The sequence below is a fragment of the Phenylobacterium sp. GW821-FHT12F10 genome, assembly GCF_058806695.1.
In genome coordinates this window covers 1,040,926-1,067,370 of record NZ_JBXAPY010000001.1, presented here as the reverse complement: position 1 = coordinate 1,067,370, position 26,445 = coordinate 1,040,926, and the positions used below count along the sequence as shown (strand labels likewise).

General features: G+C 69.4%; 27 protein-coding genes and 1 tRNA gene. 11 read left to right on the top strand and 17 right to left on the bottom strand.

The features are described 5' to 3' along the window. Positions 1–35 precede the first annotated feature (35 nt). Entirely contained in the window at positions 36–1,334 is a 1,299-nt protein-coding gene (locus AC1RN5_RS05350; protein ID WP_493040203.1) for an MFS transporter, read from the top strand. On the opposite strand, the gene AC1RN5_RS05345 is transcribed toward AC1RN5_RS05350, so the two are convergent. From AC1RN5_RS05345 to AC1RN5_RS05335, 3 genes are read right to left on the bottom strand one after another with little or no spacing between them, the layout of a single operon-like run. Next, positions 1,331–3,244, bottom strand: a complete 1,914-nt coding sequence (locus AC1RN5_RS05345) for an O-linked N-acetylglucosamine transferase, SPINDLY family protein (RefSeq protein WP_493040202.1) — start codon at positions 3,242–3,244, stop codon at positions 1,331–1,333. The genes AC1RN5_RS05350 and AC1RN5_RS05345 overlap by 4 nt on opposite strands. 7 nt (positions 3,245–3,251) lie before the next feature. Then, positions 3,252–3,728 (bottom strand): glutathione peroxidase, encoded by a 477-nt coding sequence (locus AC1RN5_RS05340; RefSeq protein ID WP_493040201.1) that lies wholly within the window; start codon positions 3,726–3,728, stop codon positions 3,252–3,254. 38 nt (positions 3,729–3,766) lie between these two features. Then, a complete protein-coding gene (locus AC1RN5_RS05335) occupies positions 3,767–4,693 on the bottom strand; it encodes a Gfo/Idh/MocA family protein (protein ID WP_493040200.1) in 927 nt (308 codons plus the stop codon). 184 nt (positions 4,694–4,877) lie between these two features. Between AC1RN5_RS05335 and AC1RN5_RS05330 the strand changes: the two genes are divergently transcribed. Continuing rightward, the gene (locus tag AC1RN5_RS05330) at positions 4,878–5,780 is read left to right on the top strand and encodes a cobalamin biosynthesis protein CbiG (protein ID WP_493040199.1); all 903 of its coding nucleotides are present in this window, start codon (positions 4,878–4,880) and stop codon (positions 5,778–5,780) included. On the opposite strand, the gene AC1RN5_RS05325 is transcribed toward AC1RN5_RS05330, so the two are convergent. The 3 genes from AC1RN5_RS05325 to AC1RN5_RS05315 all read right to left on the bottom strand — a co-directional run bounded on the left by AC1RN5_RS05325 (position 5,777) and on the right by AC1RN5_RS05315 (position 8,229). Further along, complete coding sequence (locus AC1RN5_RS05325) at positions 5,777–6,193, bottom strand: VanZ family protein (protein WP_493040197.1); 417 nt, start codon at positions 6,191–6,193, stop codon at positions 5,777–5,779. The genes AC1RN5_RS05330 and AC1RN5_RS05325 overlap by 4 nt on opposite strands. Before the next feature lie 40 nt (positions 6,194–6,233). After that, positions 6,234–7,610: an MATE family efflux transporter gene (locus tag AC1RN5_RS05320; RefSeq protein ID WP_493040195.1), complete on the bottom strand. Its 1,377-nt coding sequence runs from the start codon at positions 7,608–7,610 to the stop codon at positions 6,234–6,236. Between the two features lie 124 nt (positions 7,611–7,734). After that, positions 7,735–8,229 carry a hypothetical protein gene (locus tag AC1RN5_RS05315; RefSeq protein WP_493040193.1) on the bottom strand — a complete coding sequence of 165 codons (495 nt, stop codon included), beginning with the start codon at positions 8,227–8,229 and terminating at the stop codon, positions 7,735–7,737. Between the two features lie 216 nt (positions 8,230–8,445). On the opposite strand from AC1RN5_RS05315, the gene AC1RN5_RS05310 reads away from it, so the two are divergent. After that, entirely contained in the window at positions 8,446–9,873 is a 1,428-nt protein-coding gene (locus tag AC1RN5_RS05310) for a hypothetical protein (RefSeq protein ID WP_493040192.1), read from the top strand. Positions 9,874–9,897: 24 nt separating this feature from the next. On the opposite strand, the gene AC1RN5_RS05305 is transcribed toward AC1RN5_RS05310, so the two are convergent. The 5 genes from AC1RN5_RS05305 to glmU all read right to left on the bottom strand — a co-directional run bounded on the left by AC1RN5_RS05305 (position 9,898) and on the right by glmU (position 16,222). Next, positions 9,898–11,277 (bottom strand): class II 3-deoxy-7-phosphoheptulonate synthase, encoded by a 1,380-nt coding sequence (locus tag AC1RN5_RS05305; RefSeq protein ID WP_493040191.1) that lies wholly within the window; start codon positions 11,275–11,277, stop codon positions 9,898–9,900. A 44-nt stretch (positions 11,278–11,321) separates the two neighbouring features. After that, complete coding sequence (locus tag AC1RN5_RS05300; protein ID WP_493040190.1) at positions 11,322–12,566, bottom strand: O-antigen ligase family protein; 1,245 nt, start codon at positions 12,564–12,566, stop codon at positions 11,322–11,324. Further along, positions 12,563–13,942 carry a glutathione-disulfide reductase gene (gene gor / locus AC1RN5_RS05295; protein ID WP_493040189.1) on the bottom strand — a complete coding sequence of 460 codons (1,380 nt, stop codon included), beginning with the start codon at positions 13,940–13,942 and terminating at the stop codon, positions 12,563–12,565. Before gor ends, AC1RN5_RS05300 begins: the two co-directional genes overlap by 4 nt. Before the next feature lie 92 nt (positions 13,943–14,034). Further along, positions 14,035–14,718, bottom strand: coding sequence for a ribose-5-phosphate isomerase RpiA (gene rpiA, locus AC1RN5_RS05290; protein WP_493040188.1), 684 nt, complete (start codon positions 14,716–14,718; stop codon positions 14,035–14,037). 154 nt (positions 14,719–14,872) lie between these two features. Next, positions 14,873–16,222 carry a bifunctional UDP-N-acetylglucosamine diphosphorylase/glucosamine-1-phosphate N-acetyltransferase GlmU gene (glmU, locus tag AC1RN5_RS05285; RefSeq protein WP_493040187.1) on the bottom strand — a complete coding sequence of 450 codons (1,350 nt, stop codon included), beginning with the start codon at positions 16,220–16,222 and terminating at the stop codon, positions 14,873–14,875. Between the two features lie 85 nt (positions 16,223–16,307). Between glmU and gph the strand changes: the two genes are divergently transcribed. Then, positions 16,308–17,021: a phosphoglycolate phosphatase gene (gph, locus tag AC1RN5_RS05280; RefSeq protein ID WP_493040186.1), complete on the top strand. Its 714-nt coding sequence runs from the start codon at positions 16,308–16,310 to the stop codon at positions 17,019–17,021. Between the two features lie 16 nt (positions 17,022–17,037). Continuing rightward, positions 17,038–17,112 (top strand) — tRNA-Val (locus tag AC1RN5_RS05275). Between the two features lie 77 nt (positions 17,113–17,189). Here AC1RN5_RS05275 and AC1RN5_RS05270 read toward each other — a convergent pair. Beyond that, complete coding sequence (locus AC1RN5_RS05270) at positions 17,190–17,840, bottom strand: class I SAM-dependent methyltransferase (RefSeq protein WP_493040185.1); 651 nt, start codon at positions 17,838–17,840, stop codon at positions 17,190–17,192. Between the two features lie 142 nt (positions 17,841–17,982). Between AC1RN5_RS05270 and AC1RN5_RS05265 the strand changes: the two genes are divergently transcribed. After that, a complete protein-coding gene (locus AC1RN5_RS05265; protein WP_493040184.1) occupies positions 17,983–18,609 on the top strand; it encodes an HAD hydrolase-like protein in 627 nt (208 codons plus the stop codon). A 9-nt stretch (positions 18,610–18,618) separates the two neighbouring features. Here AC1RN5_RS05265 and AC1RN5_RS05260 read toward each other — a convergent pair whose 3' ends face one another. Both AC1RN5_RS05260 and AC1RN5_RS05255 read right to left on the bottom strand, forming a co-directional pair. Beyond that, positions 18,619–19,131: a YdcF family protein gene (locus AC1RN5_RS05260; RefSeq protein WP_493040183.1), complete on the bottom strand. Its 513-nt coding sequence runs from the start codon at positions 19,129–19,131 to the stop codon at positions 18,619–18,621. A 91-nt stretch (positions 19,132–19,222) separates the two neighbouring features. Further along, entirely contained in the window at positions 19,223–19,537 is a 315-nt protein-coding gene (locus AC1RN5_RS05255; RefSeq protein ID WP_304700541.1) for a hypothetical protein, read from the bottom strand. A gap of 247 nt (positions 19,538–19,784) precedes the next feature. On the opposite strand from AC1RN5_RS05255, the gene AC1RN5_RS05250 reads away from it, so the two are divergent. Genes AC1RN5_RS05250 through AC1RN5_RS05235 form a run of 4 tightly spaced genes read left to right on the top strand, consistent with a single transcriptional unit; the run spans position 19,785 to position 23,300 of the window. Further along, the gene (locus AC1RN5_RS05250; RefSeq protein ID WP_493040182.1) at positions 19,785–20,900 is read left to right on the top strand and encodes an ABC transporter permease; all 1,116 of its coding nucleotides are present in this window, start codon (positions 19,785–19,787) and stop codon (positions 20,898–20,900) included. Further along, the gene (locus tag AC1RN5_RS05245; RefSeq protein ID WP_421932151.1) at positions 20,897–21,733 is read left to right on the top strand and encodes an ABC transporter ATP-binding protein; all 837 of its coding nucleotides are present in this window, start codon (positions 20,897–20,899) and stop codon (positions 21,731–21,733) included. The genes AC1RN5_RS05250 and AC1RN5_RS05245 overlap by 4 nt, the downstream gene beginning before the upstream one ends. Next, positions 21,733–22,671 (top strand): MlaD family protein, encoded by a 939-nt coding sequence (locus AC1RN5_RS05240; protein ID WP_493040181.1) that lies wholly within the window; start codon positions 21,733–21,735, stop codon positions 22,669–22,671. The genes AC1RN5_RS05245 and AC1RN5_RS05240 overlap by 1 nt, the downstream gene beginning before the upstream one ends. Beyond that, positions 22,668–23,300: an ABC-type transport auxiliary lipoprotein family protein gene (locus tag AC1RN5_RS05235; RefSeq protein WP_493040180.1), complete on the top strand. Its 633-nt coding sequence runs from the start codon at positions 22,668–22,670 to the stop codon at positions 23,298–23,300. The genes AC1RN5_RS05240 and AC1RN5_RS05235 overlap by 4 nt, the downstream gene beginning before the upstream one ends. Before the next feature lie 162 nt (positions 23,301–23,462). On the opposite strand, the gene folD is transcribed toward AC1RN5_RS05235, so the two are convergent. Next, entirely contained in the window at positions 23,463–24,359 is an 897-nt protein-coding gene (folD, locus tag AC1RN5_RS05230) for a bifunctional methylenetetrahydrofolate dehydrogenase/methenyltetrahydrofolate cyclohydrolase FolD (RefSeq protein ID WP_493040179.1), read from the bottom strand. 81 nt (positions 24,360–24,440) lie between these two features. On the opposite strand from folD, the gene AC1RN5_RS05225 reads away from it, so the two are divergent. Beyond that, positions 24,441–24,941: a low affinity iron permease family protein gene (locus AC1RN5_RS05225; protein ID WP_493040178.1), complete on the top strand. Its 501-nt coding sequence runs from the start codon at positions 24,441–24,443 to the stop codon at positions 24,939–24,941. A gap of 14 nt (positions 24,942–24,955) precedes the next feature. Here the strand turns inward: AC1RN5_RS05225 and AC1RN5_RS05220 are convergent, their stop codons facing one another. Next, complete coding sequence (locus AC1RN5_RS05220; protein WP_493040177.1) at positions 24,956–25,402, bottom strand: NUDIX domain-containing protein; 447 nt, start codon at positions 25,400–25,402, stop codon at positions 24,956–24,958. Further along, positions 25,402–26,409, bottom strand: a complete 1,008-nt coding sequence (locus AC1RN5_RS05215; RefSeq protein ID WP_493040176.1) for a phospholipase C/P1 nuclease family protein — start codon at positions 26,407–26,409, stop codon at positions 25,402–25,404. The genes AC1RN5_RS05220 and AC1RN5_RS05215 overlap by 1 nt, the downstream gene beginning before the upstream one ends. Positions 26,410–26,445 lie beyond the last annotated feature (36 nt).

Sequence of the window (26,445 nt, the reverse complement as noted above, 5' to 3'; positions counted from 1 at the left end):
CCGGCTCGTATCCGCCCGCTTGGGGAGGCGGACACATGGTCGATATCACGGTGACGGCGGCGACGCCGGTGCGAGCGGCCGACCGGTTGAAATCGATCCTGGCGGGGTCGGCGGGCAACCTGGTGGAGACCTATGACTGGTTCGTCTACGCCGCCTTCGCCCTCTATTTCGCCAAGGTCTTCTTCCCCGACGGCGACCAGACCGCCCAGTTGCTGAACGCCGCAGCCGTGTTCGGTGTCGGGTTCTTCGCCCGCCCCGTGGGGGCCTGGCTGATGGGCCTCTATGGCGACCGCGTGGGACGCAAGGCGGCCATGGTCGCCTCGGTGAGCCTGATGTGCCTGGGCTCCCTGATCATCGCTCTGTGCCCCGGCTACGCCCAGATCGGTGTCTGGGCGCCGGTCGTCCTGGTCACCGCCCGCATCCTGCAGGGGGTCAGCATGGGCGGCGAATACGGCACCAGCGCCACCTACATGTCGGAGATGGCCGGCCGCACCAACCGCGGCTTCTGGTCGGGGATCTTCTACTCCACCCTGATCGCCGGCCAGCTGCTGGCGGTGGCCACCCTGCTGGTGCTGAGCGCGGCGCTGTCGAAGGAGGACATGCAGGCCTGGGGCTGGCGGGTCCCCTTCTTCATCGGCGGCGCCCTGGCCCTGGCGGTCTTCTGGTTCCGGCGGGGGATGCACGAGACCCCCTCCTTCCACGCGCGGTCCGGCGAGCGGGCCAGCACCTGGAAACTGATCGTCAGCCACCCCCGCGAGAGCCTGCTGGTGATGGGCCTGACCGCCGGCGGGACGCTCGGCTACTACACCTACTCGACCTATATCCAGAAGTTCCTGGTCAACACCTCGGGCTTCTCCAAGGACACGGCCACCGCCGTCACCGCCTGCGCCCTGGTGGTGTTCATGCTGGCCCAGCCGCTGTTCGGCATGCTGTCGGACCGGGTCGGACGACGCCCGCTGCTGATCGCGTTCGGGGTCGCCGGCGTGACCCTGACCTGGCCGATCCTCTCGACCCTGGCCGTCACCCGCGATCCCCTGGCCGCCTTCGCCATCACCGCCGGCGCCCTGCTGATCGTGGCGGCCTATTCCTCGGTGAACGGGGTGGTGAAGGCCGAACTGTTCCCCACGGAGGTCCGCGCCCTGGGGGTCTCCCTGCCCTATTCCCTGGCCAACGCCCTGTTCGGCGGCACGGCGGAATATGTCGCCCTGTGGTTCAAGTCCAAGGGCCACGAGACCTGGTTCTTCACCTACGTCACCGTGGTGATCGGCGTCTCCCTGCTGGTCTACCTGTTCATGCGCGACACTCGAAAGCACAGCCGCATCGTCGAGGACTAGGCGGGAACGTCGAAGGCGGCGGGGGGCTCGCCGCGCTGAAAGCGTTCCCAGGCCGTCGTATAGGCCATCTCGATGTGGCGGCGCGTCAGATCAATGTCGAAAAGAGGGGCGGTCCCAACCCGCGCGCGCAGATCGGCCTTCACGGCGGCAAGCCGTTCGGGATTCAACGCGAGATCCAGCGCCAGGGCTTCGTAGGCTTCAAGCTCGTTGGTGATGAGTTCGGTTAGGCCGACAGCGGTCAGCAGGCTTGCCGCCACCCGCGCGACTAAACCTCGTCCGGCACAAGTCACCACTGGCAGGCCCGCCCACAGCGCGTCGCTCGCCGTGGTGTGGGCGTTACAGGGCAGGGTGTCGAGAAAGAGATCCGCCAAGCCATGGCGCGCAAGGTGGTCTTGGGAAGCTAGGCGGGGCGCGAAGATTAGGCGGTCGGGTGACACACCTAGGCGCGCCGCCTCTGCCCGGAGATTGGTGATCGCGGTAGGCCCGGGGGCTAGAAGCCAGAGGACGCTGCCGGGCACGCGCCGCAAGAGGCGCATCCAGCAGTCGAACATCGGTGGGTTGAACTTGTAGCTGGCGTTGAAGGACGCGAAGACGAAGGCGTCTTGAGGAAGCTCTGCTTCATGCCGGGTTGGAGCCCTGCCAACGGCCCCACGGCTACGGCCGTTGACTTGGTAGCTATGGGGCAGGCGGATCACCTGCTCGATGTAGAAGCGATCCGACCCCGCCGGAATGACGATGTGATCAGCAATGATGTAGTCGATGAAATCGGCGCCCATCGTCCCCGGATAGCCGAGATAGTTCATCTGGATTGGCGCCGCGCGGTGGGCAAATATTCCCGGCCTGCAGTGGGTGGTGAACCCCTTGAGGTCGACGACGATGTCGGTTTCGGAGGCGCGTAGCATCCTCGCAACCTCGAGATCGCTAAGGTCGGCGACGTCGTGGAATTCCGGGAAGGCCGCCCGCACCCGGGCGCGCTCCGCATCTTCAATCCTGGGCCCCAGCGCATAAGCAGCCATTTGGAACCGCTCAGGGTCATGGCGCTCGAACAGCTCCGCCATGAGGTGGACCGTCGCGTGATTGAAGAAATCTGCCGAAACATAGGCGACGCGAATGCGCTCGTGACGATAGATTTCTCCCGTCCAGAGGTGGGCGGGCAAGATAGGAAAGCGCTGCCTGACATGGTTCCGTGCGTTCAAGAGCTGCACGCTGGGGTCATCACAGTGGGCAAGCAGAGGAAAGGGCAGGTCCGCCGGCTCACCAGCCTCGATATGTCGGACGATCTCGGCCGTGGCTTCGCTATAGTCGGACCAATCGCAGTTCTGTAGCTGCTGGTGGAGCTTGGCCCCCAGGAGTTCCGGGTTCTTCTGGCCCAGCCGCAGGCCATGCTTGTAGGCCGCCACGGCCTCCTCTGACCGCCCGTTTGCGCCCAGGATATTTGCGCGATTGACTACGGCCAGACCGTAGTCCGGATCCACCGTCAGGGCCTGATCGTAGCTGGCGAGGGCTTCGGAGTGAAGGCCTAGCCGGGCCAAGGCGTTGCCCCGGCAATTCAGCGCATCGGCGTCCCGGGGCCGGATTTTCAGCGCGGCCTCGAAAGCCCGCACCGCCTCGGCCACACGTCCCAGCATAGCCAGAACCTTCCCAGCGGCGACGTGGGCCGCAGCCTCGTCGGGATTGTTGAGGACCGAGGTGCGCCAGAGGGAGAGGGCCACCTCGTATCGGCCTCGCGCCTTCATAATGAGCCCCAGGTTCAGGAGGCTCTGTGGATGAACGGGAGATTCCGCGAGGACCGCGCGATAAAGGCACTCGGCCTCGTCCAGCTGGCCGATACCATGCAGTCGAACCGCCTCCCGAAATTTGGCGTCGGTATCACCCGCCTCTGGCCGGGACGGCGGAGCCTCGTTCGTCATGAGCGACCTAGAGGGCGGCTTCGACCGCCGCGGTGATCTCGTCGGCCTGGGGCTCGGTGCGCGGGCCAAAGGCGCGGATCAGCTTGCCGTCCTTGCCCACCAGCAGCTTGTGGAAGTTCCAGGCCGGATCGGCGGACTCCCCCAGCTCGGCCAGGGCCCACTTGTAGAACGGGTGGGCGGTCTCGCCCTTCACGTCTTCCTTGGAGGTCAGCGGGAAGTCGATGTTGAACTTGGTCTCGCAGAAGTCCTTGATCTCTTCCTCGGTCCCCGGCTCCTGGCCCATGAACTGGTTGCAGGGCACGCCCAGCACCACCAGGCCCTTGTCCTTGTAGTCGCTGTAGAGCTTTTCCAGCCCGTCATATTGCGGGGTCAGGCCGCACTTGGAGGCGGTGTTCACCACCAGGACGACCTTGTCCTTGAAGGTGGTCAGCGGCAGGGGCGCGCCGTCGATGGACTTGAACGAGAAGTCATAGGCGTCGGACATGGCGTTTCTCCCGGAACTGCGGGCGCAAGCTAACCCGCTTACCCGGCGTCCTCCAACGCCTGTTCGACGGCCAGGGCCAGATCCAGCGCCCGGGCCGCCTCCTCCCCGGTGACCACGGGCCGCGGGGCCAGGCCGCGCACGGCGGCCAGGAAGCCCGCGACGCTGGCGCCCAGGGGATCCTTGGCCCCCGGCGTCTCGGCGAAGTCGGGGTTGAGGGGGAAGCCGGTGGTGTTGCGGAACTCCCGGGTCAGGAAGTCGATCTCCAGCTCGCCGGAGGGATAGACCACCTTCATGCTGCGCTTGCGGGCCGGCGCCATGCGCGAGGCGTCGAACACCGCCAGGAAGCCGTTGTCGAAATTGACCTCGGCCCGGGCCTGGTCCCAGCCGCCGCTGAAGTCGCGGACTCCGGCCGCCTCCACCGCCAGGGGCTGGCCGGCCGACAGGGAGAGCGCCAGGTCGAGATCGTGGATCATCAGGTCCAGCACCACCGAGACGTCCAGGCTGCGCTCCGAGGGCGGCCCGTGGCGCACCGCCTCGAGCCGCAGGGGCTGCTCGGGGACGTCGAAGAGGCCGATGGCCTGGAAGACCACCCGCTCCTGGTGGCCGCAGGCCAGGATCAGGCTGCGCCTGGCCGCCTCGCCGATGATCCTGTCGGCGTCCGCCAGGCTGACCGCCAGGGGCTTTTCCACATAGACCGGCTTGCCCGCCGCCAGGGCCGCTAGCGCGCCCTCGGCGTGATGGCTGCCGGGCGAGGCCACGGTGACGACGTCGACCTCCCGCAGGAAGGCCGCCAGGTCGCCGAAGCCCTGGCCGCCATGGCTCTGGGCGATCTCCTGCGCCCGGGCGGTGTGGTGGGGATCATAGACGGCCGCCAGGCGCGCGCCCGGCTGGTTGGCGTACTGGCGCGAATGATAGCCGCCGAACACGCCGGCGCCGATCACGCCGCCCCGCAAGATTTCCGCCATGACTCACTCCGAAAGCTCGCCTGCGCATACAGGGGCGAGGCGGCCGACGCCACCGGCGCGTGGCCGCCTGCGACCTCTATTCGCGGCCCGGAGCCACAACACCTGCGATGTGAACGCCTGCGCCGTTGGCCGGTTGGAAGGGAAGGTCTACAAGCCTCCCGACTTCCCTCCCCCGGAGCCCCCCGTGTCCCGTCTGTTTAGCGCCTATGTGATCGTCGACTGGAGCGCGGCGGCCAAGCCGTCCACGGGGGCCGATTCCGTCTGGATCGGCGTCGCCAAGCGCGACGTCCGCTTCCGCCTCACCTTCGAAAGCCACAACCCGGCCACCCGGGCCGAGGCCGAGAAGCTGCTCAACACGATCCTCGACGACTTCAAGAAGCGTTCGGAGCGCGCCCTGGTGGGCTTCGACTTCCCACTGGGCTTCCCGCGCGGCTTCGCCAAGGCGCTGAACCTCGCAGGCGAGCATCCCTGGCGCGCGGTCTGGGACCAGCTCGACAAGATGGTCAAGGACAAGGCCGACAACACCAACAACCGCTTTGGCGTGGGCTCGGAGATCAACCGGCGCATGACCGGCGGACCCTTCCCCTTCTGGGGCTGCCCGCCCAAGGACGCGCTGACCACCCTGCAGCCCAAGCGCACGCGGCCCCATGGCCCGGACGACCTGCCGGAGTTCCGCCACGCCGACATCGCCGCCAAGGGCGCGGCCTCGATCTGGAAGCTCTACTACAACGGCTCGGTGGGCGGTCAGGCGATCCTCGGCATCCCGGCCGTGCGGCGGCTGAAGCTGGCCCGTGGCGAGGCGCTCAAGGCCTACCCCTTCGAGACCGGGTTCAAGGCGCTCACCGAGGCCGACCTGGCCGGCGTCGACGTGGTGGTCACCGAGGTCTATCCGAGCCTCTACAAGGCCCAGCCCCTGCCCGGCGAGGTCAAGGACCAGGCCCAGGTGCGGGTCACCGCCGAACACTTCGCCAAGCTGGACGAGGCCGGCAAGCTGGGCGCCGTGTTCGGCCCCTCCAAGACCGCCGATCCGGCGGTGGTGGTCGACGCGGAGACGGAAGAGGGCTGGATCCTGGGGGTCGAGGGCTAGGCCGCTTCGCGGACCAGGTCCGGCTCAGGCTTTCGCAGGACCGAGGCCCGCCGTTCCACGCGCGGGAAGCGCAGGTGCTCCAGCCAGACCGGGGCCAGGACCGCCAAGGCGCCCAGGGCGTCGGCGCACAGGTCGCCGATCTCGCCGTCGCGGCCCGTGAGGGTCTGGGCCACCTCGACGGCCGCCCCGGCGAAGATGGACAGGACCGCGAGGTCCAGCCGCCGGCGGGTCGGGAAGGCCGAGAACAGCAGGATCGTCAGGCCGTAGAAGGCCATGAAGTGGGCGGCCTTGTCCCAGGGCACGAGGGCCTGCTCGGCGCCCTGGAAGGGCCCAACCATGCCGATCCCGCAGACCAGGGCGGCCAACAGCAGCAGGGCGCGGGCGAGGGTCTTGGGCGGGAGGACGCGTTCCATGGGCCAAAGCCCTAGCCGACGCCCGTGAAAACTCCGTTCACTAGCGCCCGCGCTGGCTCAGCCAGTGGAAGCGGGCCAGCAGCAGGCCCGCCGACAGGAAGCTGGCGGCGACCACCGCCCAGACGATGCCGTTCAGGCCCAGGCCCATGGGAATGGCCAGCCACCAGGCGAGAGGCGCCATGACCAGGGCGTAGCTGGCCAGGTGGGTGAAGGTTGGAATCCAGACCTCGCCCCTGGCCCGCAGGGCCTGGGCGGCCACCACCTGGACGGCGTCGGGGATCAGGAACAGGCACGATAGCGCCACGGCCGGGGCGGCCATGGCGAGGGTCAGGGGATCATGGGTGTAGGCGCCGGCGATCAGGCGCGCGCCGGGCCAGACGATCAGGCTCACCAGCAGGCCGAAGGCCGCCGTCACCCCGAAGGCGATGGCCCCGGCGCGATTGACCGCGCCGGTGTCGCGCGCGCCATAGGCCCGGCCCACCAGGACCGCGGCCCCGGTCGACAGGCCCAGGGGGACCATGAAGATGATCGCCACCACGTTGAGGGTGATGGCCCAGGCCGCCACCGCCAGGCCGCCGATCCAGCCGGCGATGACGTTCATGCCGGCGAAGGAGGCGACCTCGAAGAAGTTGGAGGCCCCGGCGCCGTAGCCGATCCGCCGCTGCTCGGCCTCCGCGGCCAGGTCGGGTTCGGGCTTGGTGAAGACACCCAGGGCCCGGGCGTCGGGCATTCGCGCGATGTAGACCAGCAGGGCGACCGCCAGGAAGGTCCGCGCCCCGGTGGTGGCCCAGGCGCCGCCCACCGCGCCCAGCGGCTGCAGGCCGAAGGTTCCCGGCACCAGCAGCAGGTCGAGGGCCAGGTTCACCCCATTGGCCAGCCACATCATCACCGCCGCCGGCTTGGGCCGCCCCTGCCCCTCCAGCCAGAAGCTGGCGGCGACGCTGAAGGCGTAGCCCGGCATGGACAGGGCGAAGATGATCAGGGGGCGCGAGGCGCCGTCGGCCAGGTCCTTCTCCAGACCCAGGATGTGCAGGAAGCCCGGTCCCGCCGCCACCAGGATCAGGGTCGAGGCCAGGCCGATCCACAGGCTGTAGGAGAGTCCCCGGCGCAGCACCGCCCCGGTGATCTCCGGCCGGCCCTGGCCATTGGCCCGGGAGGTCATCACCTGGATGCCGCTCAGCAGGCCCACGGTCATGGTGACGATGACGCTGGTGGGGGCCCAGGCCATGGCGTGATAGCCCAGCTCCGTCGCCGAGTAGCGCCCCACGACGATGGCGTCCGACAGGCCCATGCCCATGATGCCCAGGCGCGACAGCACCACCGGCCAGGAGAGCTGCAGCAGCTCGGCCAGTTCGGTGCGGACGACTTGCGCGCGCCCTCCCGGCGGGGAGTTCGCGGGGGCCGAGGGGTCGGCCATGGGATCACCAATTTTCAAAGAGGGCCGGAACCTGCCGCCGCCCCCTTCGCCTCGCAAGCGAAGCTTGGGCCCCGGGGCCAGATTTCTCGGCCCCGGTGATAACAATGGCACATCCGCAGGTGGATCAGGAAAGGCCGAACGGCCCGGTCAGGACGCAACGGACGCGGCCATCGCGGACGACGACCCTGGCCGCGCGACCGACGCCGACCTCGAAGATCACCGCCCGCCCCTGGTTCGGCGCGACTCGCAACACTGCTGGAGCCGTAAACCGGCAGACGGGATAGGCTTCACCGCCACCGGGTTCGTAGCGGCCTATCATCGTGCAGTCGGCGTGGCCGAACCGGCGGGCGAAGCGGACCCCGCCATAGTCGAACACGTTCTTCAAAGGCCGATGACGCGCCTCGAACTCGGTCCCGGCGAGCTCCGGGCAGGCCGGACCCGGACGGGTGAGGGCGCGGGTCAGGGCCCGGGCCTGGACCCGCTCGGCGGCGGCTAGAGACATCTCGTGGCCCACCGTCACCGCCAGCAGGGGCGCGGCCGTGCAGACGCCGGCCACCGCGAAGGCGAGCCGCGCGCCCCGCCTGATGGGTTGGCCGCCATAGTCGCTGCTGCGTCGCACGCTCCGCCCTCCCCCTGCCGGAGGGACATGCTAGACGCGCCCGGGAACAAAAACTACATCTGTAATTTATGCGCCTGCGACCCTGACGCACAGGGTGAACAATCTGGGATCGCCTTAGGATTTCGTACGGACTTCCCCGCGAAGATCGATTCAACGTCAACCCGACTCGAAAAGGCAGAGGGCGCGCCGAAGCGATCCGGCCCGCCCGAAGAATCAGTGACTTCGAAAACGCCCTCCCCCAGGCGCAGTCTCGAACCGCTCTGCTCGAACGCCGCGGACCTGTACACCGCCTCGGCGCGCGAACAGATCGGCGAGGTCCTCGACAGCTGGCTGGCCAACAACCTGGCCACTCCCTTCGAACTGCTGCATCGACCCGACCTCATCAAGAAGCTGGAGGCCTCCAGCCGCGATCTTCAGCACGCCTTCCAGAAGGTGGCCGTCCCCATGGCTCTGGCGCGCCGCGCCAGCGTCCACGAGGTGATGCGCAGCCTGCACGGCGTCGCCGACCAGGCGATCGCCCGCATGCTCCGCGACGAACGCCAGGGACTGTTGCCACGGATCGACGGCGCGACCTTCGCCGCGGCCTGCGCGACCAGCCTGCCGGACCCCGAACACGGCTATCGCCTGGCCGCAGGCGTCGCGGGCTTCATCGCCGCCGCCGACAGCTGGGGCGGCAAGGTGTCCCTGCTCATGGACCTCGCCGAGGCCGCGCCCGCCGACGGCTCCGCCCGGACGCTCGCCCTCACCATCCTGGAACAGGCGCTCGAGGACGTCTGCCGCTCCCCCCTGGGGATGGCCGAACTGCTGGGCCCGGACCTCGACCTCGGCGCCTTGCTGCTGGGGATGACGCGCCTTGCCCACGGCGGGATCATCGACGCGGTCTTCCAGGCCCACGCCTCCCTGCGGCCCCTGGCCTCGCCCCTGCCCGCCGCCGGCGCCCGGTTGGCGCATCGCATCGACCGGGGGGATTTCCCCAATCTCCAATTGGCCCTGAGCCGCCGCGTCCTGACCGAGCTCGACAGCAAGCGCCGCCTGGCGCCCGACAGCGCCATGGGCGAGATCACCGCCGTGCGCGGGCTCGCCGTCGCCCTGACCGCCGCCAGCGGCCCCTGCCTGCCGGCCGAGGATGTCGCCGAAGCCATCCTGCTTCGCTCGCAGCGGCTGGTGGAGCCGAACTTCATCGCCACCCTGCTGCACCAGCAGGTCTCCCTCGTGGCGGGTCTCGATGGCCTGCTGACCGTGCTCAAGAACGTCACCGGCGACGCCAATCGGCGGCGCGCCCTGCGCTTCATCGAAGCGACGGTGACCCCACCCCAGTTCAAGACCGACCTGCTCGACGCCACCGGAAGCCCGGAAGCCGCGCTGGAGGCCGTGGCCGGCGTCTATCGGAAGCTCACCCACAAGGGTTCCGGCCTGGTGGGGATCGAGCCGCTCCTCGAACGCCTCAGCGAGGTGGGCGGCGCCCTGGAGTCCGAGGGCGCGGTGGTTCGCGGCCTGACCGACGGGCTGATGCCCAGGGCCAGGAAGCTGGCCGCGCTCCAGGCCATGGCCGAGGGCAAGACCGCGCCCCCGGGCCCCGCCGCCAAACGCGCGGCCGACGCCCTGCGCAAGTTCGCCGCGACCCAGGACCCGGTTTCGGGCTAGGGCCGCCGCGCTGGAGGGCCGGCGTCAGACCGCGGCGCGCAAGGCCGCGTCGACCCGGTCTTCCTTCAGCTTCTCGGCCACCAGGAAGGCCAGCTCCAGGGCCTGTTCGCCGTTGAGCCGCGGGTCGCAATGGGTGTGGTAACGGTCGGCCAGGTCGCCCTCGCTCAGCGCCCTGGCCCCGCCCAGGCACTCGGTGACGTTCTGGCCGGTCATCTCCAGGTGCACGCCGCCGGGGTGCACGCCCTCCGCCTTGGCGATCTCCACGAAGCTCTTCACCTCCGACAGGATGCGGTCGAAGGGCCGGGTCTTGTAGCCGTTGGCGGCGGTCAGCGTGTTGCCGTGCATCGGGTCGATGGCCCAGACCAGGCTGCGGCCCGAGCGCTTGGTGGCCTCCATCAGGCGCGGCAGGCGGTCGACGATCTTGTCGGAGCCGAAGCGGCCGTACAGGGTCAGACGGCCGGGCTCGTTCTTGGGATTGAGCACGTCGATCAGGCGCAGCAGCTCGTCGGGCTCCACCGTCGGGCCCACCTTGACCCCGATGGGGTTCTTGATGCCCCGGAAGTACTCCACGTGGGCGCCGTCCAGCTGGCGGGTGCGCTCGCCGATCCACAGCAGGTGGGCCGAGGTGTCGTACCATTCGCCCGAGGTGCTATCGACGCGGGTCATGGCCTCCTCGAAGCCCAGCAACAGGGCCTCGTGGGCGGTGAAGAACTCCACGCGGTGCAGATCCGGCTGGCTCTCGGGGGTGACCCCGATGGCGGCCATGAAGGTCAGGGCCTCGCTGATCTTCTCCGACAGTTCGCGGTAGCGCGCGCCCTGCGGGCTGTCGGCGACGAAGCCCAGGGTCCAGCGGTGGATGTTGTAGAGGTCGGCGTAGCCGCCGCCGGCAAAGGCGCGCAGCAGGTTCAAGGTCGAGGCCGACTGGGAATAGGCCTGCAGCAGCCGCTGGGGATCGGGGATCCGCGAGGCGGAGTCGAAGTCCATGCCGTTGATGATGTCGCCGCGATAGGAGGGCAACTCCACCCCGCCGATGGTCTCCGTGGGCGCCGAGCGCGGCTTGGCGAACTGGCCGGCCATGCGGCCCACCTTCACCACCGGCTTGCCGCCGGCGAAGGTCAGGACCACGGCCATCTGCAGAATCAGCCGGAAGGTGTCGCGGATGTTGTCGGCGTGGAACTCCTTGAAGCTCTCGGCGCAGTCGCCGCCCTGCAACAGGAAGGCCCGACCCTCGGCCACCTCCCCCAGCAGGGTCTTCAGGCGCCGGGCCTCGCCGGCGAACACCAGGGGCGGCATGCCGCGCAGGGTCTGCTCCACCGCGGCCAGGGCCGCGGGATCCGGATAATCGGTCGGCAGGTGCTTGGCCGGCTTGGCTCTCCAGGAGGCCGGCGTCCAGTGTTCGGTCATAAATCCACGCTCCGCTCCCGCTTGGTCAGGCGGGCGCGGCGTTCTTACTCCGAGAACACGGCCGGCGTCGATGGCCGCGCGGCCACAGGGGCGCGGGCTTTCGCCACGGCCGGCTGGCGCTGCAGGGCCGCGCAGGCCACGGCGGCCAGGGCCCCGGTGGCCAGCCACCATTCCTGCCAGACCCCGAAGGAGAAGGCGCTGAAGGTCAGGTAGGCCGTCGCGGTGGCCGCCGAGACCGCCAGGGCCGGATCGCGGACCTTGCGGCTCATGCCCGCCAGCAAGGCCACCCAGAAGACCGCGGCGGCCATGGCGCCGATCAGGCCCAGCTCCAGCCAGATCTGCAGGGCCGCGTCGTGGGGATGCAGCTTGATGCCGGGATTGAACATCCGGCTGGCGTCCAGGCCCCAGCCGCGCAAGGGATGGTCGCTGATCCAGTCGGCGGCGTGGCGCCAGTAGCCCATGCGCTGCGACCAGGAGAGCGGCACGTCGCGCTCCAGAACCGCGTACCAACCCGAGCGCCGCACGGCCCAGACGATGGCCGGGGCGGTGAGGAAGAAGGTCGCAGCCACCGCCGCCAAGGCCTTGGGCGCTCCGCTCGGCCAGCGCCAGACGGCCAGACCCGCCAGCAGGCAGGCCGCCAGGGCGATCAGGGGGGCGTCGTAGCCGAAGGTGACGCAGGTCACCACCAGGCCCGCCAGCATGGGGACGATCAGCCAGGGCGCCCGGGCCACCCGCACCGCGGCCAGGGCGGCGGGCGGGGCCAGCATGGCCAGGATGAACAGGCCCTGGGCGGCGTTCTTGATCCCCAGGTCGGGCCGGATCGGATCGTGGATGGCGTCGCGGACGGCGCGATAGAGCATGGCGCCGGTCAGGCCCTCCACCAGCATCAGCAGCCCGAGCAGGGCTGTCCCGTAGGCCAGGATGTGCAGGGCCGCGCGCCGCCCTCCCGGGGCTGCCGCGCGGGCGGCGCAGACGGCGGCGAAATAGACCACGGTCTCGGCGATCAGCTTGGCGGCGGTGGAATCTCCCAGGCCCTTGGCGGTGAAGGGGCTCCAGACCGAGGAACCGGCCGCCCACAGCACCAGGGTCACCACCGCGATGCCCACGGGCCGGTCCTCGTCCTCGACCCGCACCGCCGGCAGGGTCAGCAGGCCCATCAGGGTCAGCAGGGGCGCAAAGGCCAGCGGCGCCAGCCAGCCGATGATCGGGGTCAGGACGAAACCGCCCGCCAGCACCCAGCCGCACCAGGCGGCGAGCTTGGCGCTCGGCCGGGCGGCGGTGGGGTTCATGCCGCGCTCAGGCCCGCCGGCGCGTGCTTCTCGCGCATGGTCACCAGTTCCTCGGCGAGCGTCGGGTGGACGGCGCAGGTGGAGTCCCACTGGGCCTTGGTGACGCCCATCTTCAGCGCGATGGCGGCCATCTGGATGATCTCCGGCGCGTCGGGGCCCACCACATGGCAGCCGACGATCTTCTGGCTGTCCTGGGCCACCACCAGCTTGATCAGGCAGCGGTCGTCGCCGCCATAGAAGGTGGTCTTCATCGGCCGGAAGCGGGACAGGTAGATATCGACCTTGCCGTGCTCGTGCCGCGCCTGGGCTTCCGACTGCCCCACCGAACCGACGGGCGGCTGGGAGAAGACCGCCGAGGCCACCATGTCGTGATCGAAGGTCGTGGGGTTGTTGTAGAACTCGGTCTGGGAGAAGGCCGCCCCCTCGCGGATCGCCACCGGGGTCAGGTTGATGCGGTCGGTGACGTCGCCCACGGCCCAGATGTTGTCGACATTGGTCTTGGAATACTTGTCCACCACCACCGCGCCGCTTTCGGCCAGCTTCACGCCGGCGGCCTCCAGGCCCAGGCCCTTGGTGTGGGGGGTCCGCCCGGTGGCCAGCATCACCTGGTCGGTGACGACGTCGTGGCCGCTGGAGAGGTGGCTCACCAGGCCCGCGACGGTCTTCTCGATGCTGGTGTGGCTGCAGCCCAGGATCACCTTGATGCCGCGCTTCTTCATCTCCTCGGCCAGGTGGGAGCGGACGTCGTCGTCGAAGCCGCGCAGGATGTTGGCGCCGCGATAGATCAGGGTGGTGTCCACCCCCAGGCCCGCGAAGATCCCGGCGAACTCCACGGCGATATAGCCACCGCCGACGATCAGGATCGACCTGGGCAGCTCCGGCAGGTGGAAGGCCTCCTCCGAGCTGATGGCGTGCTCGACGCCCGGCAGGTCGGCGGGCATCCAGGGCCGGCCGCCGGTGGCCACCAGGACCTTGTCGGCGGTGACGGTCCCCTTGCCGACGATCTCGACGGTGTGGGCGTCCTTCAGGGTGGCCCGGGCATGGACCAGCTCGGCGCCGGCGTTGCTGAGGTTGGTGACATAGATCCCCGACAGGCGGGCGATCTCGCGATCCTTGGCCTCCAGGAACTTGGGCCAATCGAAGGTCGACTGGCTGGGCGACCAGCCGTAGCCCTCGGCCACCTTGGCGTAGCTAGCGAACTCCGAGGCGTAGACCATGAACTTCTTGGGCACGCAGCCGCGGATGACGCAGGTGCCGCCGACGCGGTGCTCCTCGGCCACCGCCACCTTGGCCCCGGACATGGCCGCCAGCCGCGCGGCGCGCACGCCGCCCGAACCCGCGCCGATGACGAAGAGATCGTAGTCGTAGCTCGCCAAGTGAAACTCCTTCGAAGCGTTTCCACTGGAAATGGCCCTCGGGCCGTCCGGCGGGAACACGTCAGATCAAATAAACCTGGGCCTTAGCGGGTCTAGGGCTCCACCCTCACCACACCGTCGGCCGTCCCCACCAGGGCCAGATCGGCCAGGTCCAGGAACAGGCCGTGGTCCACGACGCCGGTGACGCTCTTCAGGGCCGCGGCCAGCAGGGCCGGCTCCTCGATGCGCCCGCAGGCGGCGTCATAGATGACATTGCCGCCGTCGGTGCGGACCGGCGCGCCGTCCTTCATCCGCAGGCGCGGGGCGATGCCAAGGTCGCATTCGGTGAGCGCATCGCAGATCCGCAGCATGGTGGTCTCGTGCCCGAAGGCCACCACCTCGATCGGCAGGGGGAACTTGCCCAGCATCGGAACCCGCTTGGCGGCGTCGGCGATGACCACGCAGCGCCTGGAGGCCTCCCAGACCAGCTTCTCCCGCAGCAGGGCCGCCCCGCCGCCCTTGATCAGGGACAGGGCCGGGCCGATCTCGTCGGCGCCGTCGACCGTGAGGTCGATGGACCTGGCTTCCCCCAGCTCCTTGAGCCTCATGCCCAGGCTGGCGGCCAGCTCGGCGGTGGCCACCGAGGTCGCCACCCCCACCACATCCAGCTTGCGGGCGGCGAGCGCCTTCACGAACCAGGCGGCGGTGGAGCCCGTGCCCAGGCCCACGGTCATGCCAGCTTCGACAAGGGCCGCGGCGGCCTCGCCCGCGGCGCGTTTCTGATCGTCTGCGTCCATCGTACCTATCCTCCCTCCCCTTCATGGGGAGGGAAAGGCGGCGAAGCCGCCCGGGTGGGGAATGCCAGTGAGGTGTGGGGCGTGTCAGACTTCCCCACCCTCGATCGCTCCGCGATCTCCCCTCCCCATGAAGGGGAGGGAGGAGGTTTACGACTCATTTCTTCGCCCGACCGGCCATCTTCCTGGCCCGGAACTTCGCCGCCCAGCCTTCCTTGATCTGCTGGGGCGGGCGGGCCAGGGCCAGGGCGTCGGCCGGGACGTCGGCGGTGACCACCGATCCGGAGCCGGTCATGCCCCCGGCGCCCACCTTCACCGGGGCCACCAGGGCGGTGTTGGAGCCGATGAAGGCGTTCTCGCCGATATGGGTCTCGTATTTGTCGAAGCCGTCATAGTTGCAGAAGATGGTGCCGGCCCCGATGTTCGCCCCGGCCCCGACCGTGCCGTCCCCCAGATAGGACAGGTGGTTGGCCTTGGCGCCGGCGCCGACCTTGACCTTCTTGACCTCGACGAAGTTGCCGATGTGGGCATCCTCGCCGATGTCGGCCCCCGGCCGCAGGCGGGCATAGGGCCCCACCAGGGCGCCGGCGCGCACCACCGCGCCCTCCAGATGGCTGAAGGCGCGGATCACCGCTCCGGTCTCGACGCTCACGCCCGGCGCGAAGACCACGAACTGTTCCACCTGCACCCCGGGCTGAAGCTGGGTGTCCCAGCTGAAGTGGACGGTCTCCGGCGCCGCCATGGCCACCCCCTGCGCCAGGAAGTGGGCGCGGGCGCGGCCCTGGAAGATGGCCTCGGCCTGGGAGAGCTGCGCCGGCGTGTCGGCGCCCATCACCGCGTTCTCCGGCGCGAAGTTCACCCGCACCTTCTTCTCCTCGGCCGTGGCCAGGCCGACGATCGAGGTGATGTAATATTCCTGCTTGGCGTTGTTGTTGTCGACGCGGTCGAGCCAGGCGAACAGCGCGGCGCGGTCGGCGCAGTACATGCCGGCGTTGCAGGCCTTCACCGCCAACTCCTCGGCCGTGGCGTCCTTGGGCTCCACCACCCGGATCACGTGGCCATCGGCCCCCAGGATCAGGCGGCCATAGAGCAGGCCGTCCACCGGCTTGAAGCCCATGATGGCCAGGTCCGTGCCCGAGGCCCTCAACGCGAACAGCGGATCGAGGTCGGCGGCCTGCAGCAGCGGGCAGTCGCCATTGGTCACCAGGACGTCGCCGTTGAAGTCGGCCAGGGCCTGCTTGGCCGCCAGCACCGCATGGGCGGTGCCGAGCGGCGGATCCTGCACCGCCACCGCGGCCTCCCCCAGGCGCTTGACCACCAGCTCGCGGACGCCGGGGCTGTGGTCGCCCACCACCACCACGATCCGCTCGCAACCCGAGGCCTGGACCGTGTCGATCACCCGGTCCAGCAGGGTGCGTCCCCCCACCTTGTGCAGCAGCTTGGGAACCGGCGACTTCATGCGCGTGCCTTGGCCGGCGGCGAGGATAACGGCGGCGCGTGCGGTCATGGGCGTGGTCCTGGAATCGGCGAAGACATTGCAATCTCGCGGCGTTTAGCCGAAACGGCGAGCGCTTTCGATGGAGCGTGCGCCCGTGTCCGACCTCACCGTGCTTGCCGGCGCCACCCTGGCCTTCGATCTGGACGGAACCTTGGTGGATTCCGCCGCCGACCTGATCGACACGCTCAATGTCCTGCTGGCTGACGAGGGCATCGCGCCGCTGCCCCTGGCGGAGGCCCGTCCCTTCATCGGCCACGGCGCCAAATGGCTGATCGAGCGCGGCTTCACCGCCCAGGGCCACCCGGTCCCGGCCGAGCGCATGCCGGCCCTGTTCGACCGGTTCATCGCCCACTACGGCGCCCACTGCGCCGACCAGACCCGGCCCTTTCCGGGGGTGATCGAGTGTCTTGCCACCCTGAAGAGCGCCGGGGCGAGGTTGGCGGTCTGCACCAACAAGCCCACCGGCCTGTCGATTCCGATCCTGGAGGCCCTGGCGCTGCGGCCCTTCTTCGACGCCGTGATCGGCGGCGACCTGGCGCCGAAGCAGAAGCCCGACGCCAGCCACCTGACCACGGCCATCGCCGCCGCCGGGGGCCGGATCGACCGGGCGGTGATGGTGGGCGACGCCGCCCCGGACGCCGGGGCGGCCCGCGCGGCGGGGGTTCCCCTGGTGCTGGTGAGCTTCGGCTACACCCAGATCCCGGTGGCCGAACTGGGAGCCGACATCCTCATCGACCACTTCGATCAGTTGACGGATGCGTGTCTGCGGCTTCTCACCGCTTGCCCGGCGGGAAGCGGCGAGCTATAGGCGCATCCCTTCCGGAGGATGCGTAGCTCAGCGGGAGAGCACCTCGTTCACACCGAGGGGGTCACAGGTTCAATCCCTGTCGCATCCACCACTTCCTTCCCGCCCGTCGCGAGACGCTGACCGGGAGGGGTTCCCCCTCCTTCGACGCGCCGGAACACGTCGCCGGCCTCAGGCCACCTTCATGTAGGTCATCAGGCTGTTGGCCCGGTGCAGGAAGCGCATGTTGGGGTGAAGATTGACCTCTTCCTCGATGAACTTCGTCACCCCGTCCAGGTAGTGGCTGTTCTGGTAGTCGTGGAAGCAGATCAGGCCGGTCTCGGCCACGTGGGGGAACCAGGCCTCGAAGTCGCCCTTGGTCCCCTCGTAGGAATGGTCGCCGTCGATGAAGATCATCCGCGCCGATCCGGTCCAGGCCGCCGCGGCCTCCTGGGAGCTCGAGACGATGGCCTCGACCACGCCGCTCAGGCCGAAGGCCGCCAGATTGGCGCGGAACTGCTCGTAGGTGGAGCCGGACTCCACGATCTCCGCCGTCTCCTCATGCCCGCCCTTCTGATGTTCCGGGGACCCCTGGAAGTGGTCGACGGCGTGGACCTTGCCGCGGCCCGAGCGCAGCAGGCCCTGGGCCAGGAAGCAGGTGGACTTGCCCTTGAAGCTGCCGATCTCGACGATGTCACCCTCCACCGGCCAGACCTCGGCCAGGCTCAGCAGGGTGAAGCCCTCGTGCCAGGAGAGGTAACCGGGGACGCTGAGGAAGGCCGCAACCTTCTCGAACCGCTCGATGTTCTGCGTGAGCTGGGAGAGAAACTCTTGCGGGGTCATGGCGGTGTCTCGGCGGCGGAAGGCGGACGCGGGGAGAGACGACGTGCCCGCGGTTGATTCGGCAAGGCGGCAACTTCGACGCAGGGTCGCGCCGCGCAATCGGTCCCTTCCAGCCGGGGCCGCCACGGGCTACGAAACTTCCGTGGCTTATCGACTCGCGATCTTCGACTTCGACGGCACCCTGGCGGACTCCTATCCGTGGTTCACCAGCGTCCTCGATCACATGGCCGCGCGGCACAACTTCCGCGCCATCGACGCCGAGGAGCGGGAGTCGCTGCGCGGCGCGAGCGCGCGCGTCATCATGAAGACCATGGGTGTCTCCACCTGGAAGCTGGCGCGGATCGCCAAGGACTTCCGGGCCATGAAGAAGGACGCCTCCTCCGGCATCCCGCTGTTCCCCGGCATCCCGGAGATGCTGCGCGAGCTGCACGGGCGCGGAGTGGTGCTGGCCCTGGTGTCCTCCGACACCGAGGCCAGCGTGCGGATCGGCCTGGGGCCGGAACTGTCGGCCCTGTTCGTCCACTTCGATTGCGGCGCCTCGCTGTTCGGCAAGGCGCGGAAGTTCCGCCGCGTGCTGCGCAAGCTGTCCATGACCCGGACCCAGACCATCTGCATCGGCGACGAGGACCGCGACGCCCGGGCGGCGGCCAAGGCCGGCATCGACTTCGGCGCGGTCACCTGGGGCTATTCGACCCCGGAGAGCCTGATCGCCCACAATCCCAAGCTCACCTTCGCCACGGTGGACGACATCGCCGGGATCGCCGGCTGAGTTCTGCCCTCAGGTTTCCAGCTCGCGCAGAAGTCTGCGGCGTGACGCGACGGCGAGGGCCAGGTCGTAGGGATAGGCCAGCGTCTCGCGGACCAGCATCCTCATCCAATAGGCGCGCGATCCGGCGGGACCCGCGCGCCGCGGGCCCTGGCGGCTGGGAACCCCCAGGGTGCGGAACAGCATGCGCGCGCGCGGGACGTGATAGCCGTCGGTGCAGACCACGGCGCCCTCCAGCCCCTCGGCGCGGATGAAGCGGGCGGCGGCCACGACGTTTTCCAGAGTGTCGCGGCTGAGTTCGTCCAGGACCAGGCGGGCGGGATCGACCCCGTGCCCGATCAGCAGATCGGCCATCAGGGAGGCCTCGGAGGGTCCGTGACGGCCGACGCCGCCGGAGCAGAAGACCAGGGCGTCGGGATGGTCGGCGGCGGCCTGGCGGCCATAGGCGACGCGCCGGCGCAGGGTGGGGCTGGGTCCGCCGTCCGGCCAGACCGCCGCCCCGAAGATCACGATCGCCCAGGCCATGGCGCCATGATGCCGGGCGGGCGCGTCTAGAGCTATTTCTTAGTTGAGCGGGATGGGGGCGGAAGACCGGTTCCCGCCGCTGCTGATCCCGCTAGCCCGCGTTCATGGGCGGGCTGTGTTCCTCGATGATGTCCTCGCGCTCGGCCTTGCGCACCGCGCCGCGGACGTTGAGGCGCATCAGCACCTCGGTCGCGCCGTAGCGGGCGTGGGCCTCGTCCAGGGCCGCCTGCCAGTCGCGGGCCGACAGGCACTCGGTCTCGCCGGCGAACAGGATGCTGGCGCCCTTGGGGGTCACCTGGGCGATGACATAGTTGGCCCCGACGGGCGGAAGGGTCCGCTCCTCCTCGAGGGCGGAATAGCGGTAAACCGATCCGGACTTGCCGGCGAAATCGATCTGGCGGGTCAACGGGACGCTCCCGGCAGTTGGACGACTGAACATGGGGCCTCTGATACCCGAGGGAATTGGGCGAAAGATAGGCTATGTCGACAATCAGCGATCACCAGAGCGCGAGCAGCGCCGCCGATAAGCTGCAGGGCACGGAACAACCGGCGCCATAAGGCGTTCGGCGTGGGGGGCCGGCTCTGCTAGGTTCGCTCCCAGGCTCGACTCGAACGAGCCATCCCTCTCCAGGAAGGCGAAGACGCGCGAGCCGATGGAACGACCCGCCGATTTCACCGTCAAGGACGCCCGCGATCAGGGGGTCATCGAACTCACCGGCGACTGGACCGCCGCGCTCATCGGGCCCGCCGCCAGCGGCCTGCGCGACGAGCTGGCCGGACGCAGTTCCGTGCATCTGGACCTCACCCAGGTCGGGCGCATGGACACCGCCGGCGCCTATGCTGTCATCCAGGCGGCCGGCGACCGGTTCGAGGCCGCCAGCGTCAAGGCTCGCCCGGAGACCCGCAGGCTGATCGAGCTGGTCAGCCAGGCCGCCGTGGTCAAGCCGCCCCCCAAGCCCAAGCCGCGCGGCTTCCACGAACTGACCATCCGCATCGGCAAGGGCGTGGTGGACCTCTCGAAGGAGATCATCGACACCCTGGCCTTCGCCGGCCACCTGCTGGTGGTGCTGTTCCGGGCGATCCTCGATCCCCGCCGCATCCGCTGGGCGGCCTGCGTGTCATTGGCCGAGCGGGCGGGGCTGGACGCCATCCCGATCGTGGTCACCACCTCCTTCTTCATCGGCGCGGTGGTGGGCCTGCTGGGCGCCAACATGCTGCGGCAGTTCGGCGCCGAGGTGTTCGCCGTCGAGCTGATCGGCATCGCCGTGACCCGCGAATTCAACATCCTGATCACCGCCATCCTGCTGGCCGGCCGCTCGGCCTCGTCCTTCGCCGCCGAGATCGGCTCGATGAAGATGAGTCAGGAGATCGACGCCATGAAGGTGATGGGGGTCGATCCCTTCGAGGCCCTGGTGCTGCCGCGCTTCGTCGCCCTGCTCGTGACCATCCCCCTGCTGACCTTCGTGGCCACCCTGGCGGGCCTGGCGGGCGGCCTGATGATCACCTGGTCGGTGCTGAACCTGGGCCCCTCCTTCTTCCTGCAGCGGATCGTCGACAATGTGGGGGCGACCCACTTCTGGATCGCGCTCTCCAAGGCGCCGGTCATGGCCGCGGTGGTGGCTGGGATCGGCTGCCGCCAGGGCCTGGAGGTCGGCGGCGACGTGGAGTCCCTCGGCCGCCGGGTGACGGCCGCGGTGGTGCACGCGATCTTCGCCATCATCCTGATCGATGCGATCTTCGCCCTGATCTACATGGAGCTCGACCTGTGAGCCTCGAGACGCCGGACGCCATCGAACTGACCGAGGACGAACTGCCGACCACGGGCCCCGCCATCGAGGTGAAGGGCCTGGTCTCGCGGTTCGGCGAGAAGGTCATCCACGATGGCCTGGACCTGGTGGTCAAGCGCGGCGAGGTCCAGGGCGTGGTGGGCGGATCGGGCAGCGGCAAGTCGGTGCTGCTCAACACCATCATCGGCCTGAAGACCCCGGACGGCGGCACGGTCCAGGTCTTCGGCCAGGACATCCAGCAGGCCTCGCGCCGCAAGTGGTCGGCCATCGAACGCCATTGGGGAGTGCTGTTCCAGCAGGGCGCCCTGTTCTCCAACCTGACGGTCCGCGAGAACGTCGCGGCCCCCATGTACGAGCATACCAACATGCCCAAGCGGGTGGTGATGGAGCTGGCGGAGCTGAAGATCGCCCTGGTGGGCCTGCCGGCCAACGCCGCCCATCTGAAGCCCTCGGAGCTGTCGGGGGGCATGCGCAAGCGCGCCGGTCTGGCCCGCGCGCTCGCCCTCGACCCCGAGTTGCTGTTCCTCGACGAGCCCACCGCCGGCCTCGACCCCATCGGCGCCGCGGCCTTCGACGAGCTGATCAAGGACCTCTCCGACAGCCTGGACCTGACCGTCTTCATGATCACCCACGACCTCGACACCCTCTATGCGATCACCGATCGGGTGGCGGTGGTGGCCGACAAGAAGGTGGTGGCCAACGCCCCGGTGCGGACGCTGGAAAAGTCCAAGCATCCGTGGATTCGTGAGTATTTCCTGGGGCCGCGCGGCCGGGCCGCCGTGCGTTCAGCGACAAAAGCCGAGACAGTGGGCTAATGGAAAAAGACGCCAATTACGCCCTGGTGGGCCTTTCGACCCTGATCCTCTTCCTGGGTCTGGTGATCTTCGGCGTGTGGCTGGCCAAGGTCCAGTTCAGCCGCGACTACCAGCTCTACGACATCGTCTTCCAGGGCCCGATCAACGGCCTGACCCAGGGCGGCGAGGTGCGGTTCAACGGCATCAAGGTGGGCGAGGTCACCAAGATCGAGCTGGCCCGCGACAACCCCAAGAACGTGGTGGCCCGCGCCCGGGTCACCTCCGACGTGCCGATCCGCGTGGACTCGGTGGCCACCCTGGAGCCCCAGGGCATCACCGGGGTGAACTATGTCCAGATCAGCGCCGGCACGCCCTCCAAGCCCCTGCTGCGGGAGGTGACTCCGGACGGCAAGGTGCCGGTGATCCGCAGCCAGCGCAGCACGCTTTCCGACCTGCTGGAGGGCGGCGGCACGGTGCTGAGCCGCACGGTGGAGGCGCTGGACCGCATCAACAAGGTGCTGTCGGACCAGAACGTGAAGACCTTCTCCGCGGCGCTCAGCGACACCCAGGCGGTGACCGCCGAACTGCGGGAGCGCAAGGCGGTGATCGCCGACGCCCAGAAGGCCCTGCAGAGCATCGACACCGCCGCCCAGTCCATCACCGCGCTCGGCCAATCGGGCCAGAACCTGCTGGACGGCGACGGCAAGCGGACCATGAAGAACGTGGCCGACGCCGCCGAGGAGGCCCAGGCCGCCGCCAAGGACCTGCGCAAGATGATGGGCAAGCTCGAGGGCCCCACCAGCGACTTCGCCACCACCGGCCTGCCCCAGCTCACCGCCGCGGCGGTGCAGCTCCAGGCCACCGCCGAGGCGCTCGAGCGCCTAGCCAATGAACTCCAGACCAACCCCCGCGGCGCCGTCGGCAAGCCGGCCGGCAAGGAACTCGAGGTGAAGCCATGACCCGCCTGCAGCGTCTTCTCCGGCTCACCGTCATGGCCGCCACGGCCGTGGCCCTCACCGGCTGCATCTCGCTCTTCCCCAAGAGCAAGCCGGCCCAGCTCTACAGCTTCGGCTATGTCGCGCCCGCCTCGGCGGCCGCGCCGGCCTCGGGGGAGACCTTCGGGGTGATGAAGCTGGCCAACGGCTTCACCCGCCCCTCGGCCGGCGACCAGATCCTCACCGTCACCGGCGGCAGCGACGTGGCCTATATCGGTCAGGCCCGCTGGGTCGCGGCGGCCTCGGTGCTGTTCGACGAGGCGGTGAACCGCGCCTTCGACCAGGGCGGCCGGGCGCGGCTGATCGGCCGCGGCGAGATGGGCAAGTCCGACTATGCGCTCAAGCTGATCGTCGCCGACTTCAAGGTCGCCTACGACGCCCCCAAGGCCAGGCCGCAGGTGGTGGTGAGCGTGCACGCCACCCTCACCCGCTCCGCCGACCGCACCCTAGTGGCCGAACGCACCTTCGTGCAGGCCGTCCCGGTCAACGACAACCGCCAGGCCGCCATCGTGGCGGGCTTCAACACCGCCGTCAGCGGCGTGCTGACCGACATCGTGGCCTGGACCGGCGCGCTCGGCCAAACGCCGGCCTGAGGGCGCGGCTGTGGAAAGATGCTCCCCCGCTGGGGGAGCTGGCGCGAAGCGCCTGAGGGGGACTTTGACCCTTGTTCGTGGGCGCGAGCCCCCTCCGTCACGCGTCTATTGACGCGCGCCACCTCCCCCAAACCGCGCTTCGCGCCGGGGGAGGATCTAAGATCAGCCCTCCAGGCCGTGGATGCGCTTGGCGGCGGTGACGGTGTTGGAGAGCAGGCAGGCGACGGTCATCAGGCCGATGCCGCCCGGCACTGGGGTGATGTTGGCGGCGACCTTCTCGGCCGACTTGAAGTCCACGTCCCCCACCAGCTTGGTCTTGCCCGCGGCGGCCTTGACCGGATCGCGGAAGGGCACGCGATTGATGCCGACGTCGATCACCGTGGCGCCGGGCTTGATCCAGTCGCCCTTGATCATCTGGGGACGGCCGACGGCGGCCACCAGGATGTCGGCCTCGCGGCAGACGGCGGGCAGGTCGACGGTGCGGGAATGGGCGATGGTCACCGTGCAGTCGGCGGCCAGCAGCAGCTGGGCGACCGGGCGACCCACCAGGACCGAGCGGCCCACCACCACGGCGCGCTTGCCGGCCAGGTTCCCCAGGGTCTGGCGTAGGACCAGCATGCAGCCCAGCGGCGTGCAGGGGATCAGGGCGGGCATGCCGCTGGCCAGCAGGCCGGCGTTGACCACCGTCAGGCCGTCCACGTCCTTGTTGGGGTCGAGGGCGGCCAGGACCATCTTCTCGTCGAGATGCCCGGGCAGCGGCATCTGAACCAGGATCCCGTGGATCTTCGGATCGTCGTTGAGCTGATCCACCAGGGCCATCAGTTCGTCCTGGGTGGCGTCGGCGGGCAACCGGTGGGTCTCCGAATGCATGCCCGCGGCCAGGGAATGCTCGCCCTTGGAGCGCACATAGACCTGGCTGGCCGGATCCTCGCCCACCAGCACCACCGCCAGTCCCGGCTGGACGCCATGCTCGGCCTTCAGCAGGGCGGTCTCGCCGGCCGCCTGGGCGCGGACCTGCTCGGCCAGGGACTTCACGTCGATGATGTGGGCTGAGGTCATGAACGCTCCTTCTTGGGCCGGAACTCGCGCGTTCGACTATCCGTTCAGGCTGCGCCGCGCAATGCGGGCAGGAGCAGATGCATGTCGGGGTTCACCGCCTTCTTCACGAAATTTTCCACGGCGGTCTCCAAATGGACCGGCCGGCCGATCGTGTTCGCCAGCTGCTGCGTACTGGTGGTGCTGTGGGCCCTGTCGGGTCCGATGTTCGGGTTTTCCGACACCTGGCAGCTGGTGATCAACACATCGACCACCATCATCACCTTCCTGATGGTGTTCCTGATCCAGAACACCCAGAACCGCGACAACAACGCCCTGCACGCCAAGCTCGACGAGCTGATCCGCGTGTCGGAGGGCGAGAACGGCTTCATCGGCATCGAGAACCTCACCGACAAGGAACTCGAGGCGATCCTGGCCGAGTGCGACAAGAACGCCACCGAGCTGCGCCTGGTCACCAAGAAGCAGGGTCGTAACGGCGACCTGCCTGCCCTGCACGCCAGCAAGAAGCGAAGCGAGGCCCCGGCCAAGGCGACCACCGCCAAGCCGGCCCGAACTAAGACGGCCAGAAAGTCCAAGGCCGCCTGACGCCCGAGGGTCCGTCAGCCCCGCCGCAGCCAGGCCGCCACGGCCCAGGCGTGGGCCTCGTGCCTCAGACGGGCGATGGCGGCCCGGGGGTCTTCCCAGACCAGGGTGTGGTCGTCCTCCACCTTCAGCTCCGGCGCCTCGGCGATGACGGTCACCTCGAAGAAGGTGGCGCGGTTGTCATAGGCCTGGCCGTCGGTGTTGACGAAATACTGATCGGCCCGGGCATAGGCCTCGCCGGCCTCGACCTTCAGGCCGGTCTCCTCGCCGAACTCGCGGACAACCGCCTGGGCCGCGTCCTCCCCCGGGTCCAGGGCGCCGCCGGGCAGGTCCAGCCAGGGCGGAAAACCCGGCTTCTCCACCCGCACCAGGGCGATCTTGCCCGCCCGCACGGCGATCCCGAAGGCGGCCGGGCGGTCGGCGTGGGTCAGGCCCGGAGTCGGCGCGCCGAACTGGGGGGCCATCAGTTGCGGCCGTAGAGGGCTTCGTAGGGATCGACCTTGCCGCTGACGGCGTCGGGCACGGCCACGGCGGGCCAGCCGATCTTGACGCCGGCGCTGGCGTTCCAGGCCTCGGCGATCAGGTCGCGAAGCTCCGAGGCGCCGGCGGCGACCTGCACCGTGGCGAAGGCCGCGCCGCGGGGATCGGCCTCGGCGAAGCCGCCGGCCTTCTCCAGCTCGTAGAAGGGAACGACCTGGCCGCCGGCCACGGCCAGATAGTCGGCGACCCGCTTTTCGATCGGGCAGCCGCAGGACCGGAACGGTGTCATCCTCGCCCGCACCGCCGGGGCGTGGACATTGGCGAAGACGAAGGCCTCCTCGAAGGGGCCGTGGACCTTGGCGGTCGAGTAGCCCTTGGGATTGGGATAGTCGCCCCAGCCGTTGTAGTGGGCCGTGACATGCAGGGGCTGGGAGCCGTCGCCCACGAAGTGCGACAGGAAGCCGATGGTCATCAGGATCTGCTGCTCGCGGCGCAGGCGGTCGGCATGCATCCAGGCGCGGCGCGCGCGGCTCTTCTGCCGCGGCTCGGCGGCCATCTCCACCCGCCAATAGGCCAGGTCTGTGGTGAGCTGCTGGAACTGGTCGACGATGGAATAGGGCAGATAGCCCGCCTTCCAGCTGTCCTGGCCGGCGGCGCGCAGGGCGGTCTCGTAGTCGGCGCGGGTGGGCGGCAGGGCGGCCAGGGCCGGTCCGCCCAGGATGCGGCCGTCATCCTCCAGGTCGACGAAGTGGCCCGGATCGCGGTTGGAGTCGTGAATCTTGCCCGCCCCCTTGGAACGGTCGGGTTCGCGCGACAGCTCGCCGACGGCCGCCACCGCCGAGGGGGTGCGCAGGAAGGCCGGCAGGGTGGGCGGCAGGGCCCGCATGGCCTCCTCCCCCACCATCCGGTGACCGGCGCCGCCCCAGGCGAAGGCGGGGGCCGGGACGGCGGCGAGCAGGAGCAGGGCGAGGCGGAGCGGCTTGAGCGTCATGCCTGCGATTTGAAGCGCCGCGGACCGGAAGGCAAG